This is a genomic window from Psychrobacillus sp., assembly GCF_056205495.1.
On sequence record NZ_JBAEAP010000540.1, the window covers coordinates 1 to 1,695 of the forward strand.

Sequence of the window (1,695 nt, forward strand, 5' to 3'; positions counted from 1 at the left end):
GTTTATTTGTTTCAATAAAGCCTCTCTAGTTTCATCCCATTTATCTTCAATGTAACTTGACCAATTAGATGTATAGTGAAGTTTATTCGTTTTTATATATGCTTCTTCATAATCACCGTTGTCAATATCAATCATTATTTCATCTACAAGTTCTTCTAAATGTCGTTCCTCTCTTATAGACTCCAGTTTTGCAAATCAAAAAAATGAATTAGAGAATAAAATAAATAATGAAATGCCTACTATACTAATTATAAATGTACGTTTCTTTTCCTTTCCTTTAGTTATTTCGTCTTTCTCCATTTTATACCGTTCATGTCCGTAATATTTATCTTTTATTCTTTCTTGATGCTCTAACTTTTTCAATTGAACTTTAGCATGAATTGATGCCTCACTCATTTCTGCTAATATCATTTTATATCCGCAATATTTACAATAAAAAGTATCTATTCCATCTTCAATTTAAAGAGCAGCATCACAATTTGGCTTTATTTTTAATTGAATTGGTCTTTGATTACGACTCTAACTTAGCATTAGTTCTACTCTTCTATCAAAATAGCCCATACTGACATTCCTTCCGAAATTTCCAAGCCTTCTTGATAAAATGTAGTTTGAACACCTTTAGGAAGAATATAATCAAGTTCCCTTTGTAACAATTTTGAACCTACTACATAAAGTTTGTTCGTTAAAGGTCGGTCCTGTAAAACCTCAAATCCTTCCATTCGCAATAACTTTTTCACATGGTTATAAAGCTCTTTTTGGTCACTAACACGTCCATTTTCAATAGTAGTTGCAGCTTTTTCTTTTAATCCTAAATTGATCTGTTGCTCTACTTCTACAAAAGGATAAATCCCCATTTCTTCAAGCATAGTCCATAATGATGCTAACGCTGTTTCTTGATTATGATAATATTTACTTCCTAATATACGCCAAAATCTCCAACCGGCACGTTGTAATACCTTCTCCCGCTGAAAGTCTCGTTCTGTATCTTCCGGTGAAGTGTGCCAATAATCTCCATCACATTCAACAGCTAACCTTGTTTTTTCACCTACTACTACTAAATCAATGCGATAGCCATTCACCTGATATTGCGGAATGACCTTATAGCCCCTAGCTGTAATGGCATCGAATACATTTTTTTCAAACTCACTTTCACACAACATACGATTCGATTCATTTTCTTCTTGTATTGGATTGGCTACATAAGATAGTAGCTGGTATCGTAAACAATCTCGGTTAGAAATATCATTTATCGTAATAGAGTGCATTAACCATAACTGATCTTTAGCACGACTGGCTGCAACATTAAATCTTTGACGAGCACTTTCACTAGTTAATGCTGTTATACGTCTTTCACCTTTTGCAGCTACCATTGAAAGGAAAATAACATCCCTTTCATCTCCCTGGAAACTATATGCATCACCACAAATAATATGGCGTTCTTCCATTACTTCTGCTCCTATTGTTTGCAATAGTTTATTTTGAATATGCTTGGCTTGTCCAATACCTAGTAATGAAATAACCCCAAATGTTTTACCTTCATACTGAGGATTTTCAAGACATTTCGTTATTTCTTCAACAATCGCATCAGCTTCTACTTCATTAAATGCATATTGTCCTGTTCCTTCACGAACACCATGTGGTAAATACTTAGTCTTTATTGGTTCTAAACGATCTGCTGGATATTGTCGTAAAGGA

At 33.6% G+C, this 1,695-nt stretch carries 2 protein-coding genes; both read right to left on the reverse strand.

Features of this window, described 5'->3' with window-relative positions; genetic code table 11:
- Positions 1 to 195: 195 nt before the first annotated feature.
- The gene (locus AC06OU_RS15220) at positions 196 to 411 is read right to left on the reverse strand and encodes a hypothetical protein (RefSeq protein ID WP_475856899.1); all 216 of its coding nucleotides are present in this window, start codon (positions 409 to 411) and stop codon (positions 196 to 198) included.
- 125 nt (positions 412 to 536) lie between these two features.
- On the reverse strand, positions 537 to 1,695 hold a 1,159-nt coding region (locus tag AC06OU_RS15225), incomplete at its 5' end, for an AAA domain-containing protein (RefSeq protein ID WP_475856900.1).

What these genes read in the sequence shown, in the direction of transcription:
- AC06OU_RS15220 (WP_475856899.1), bottom strand. Translation starts at nt 411, where the DNA reads ATGATATTAGCAGAAATGAGTGAGGCATCAATTCATGCTAAAGTTCAA.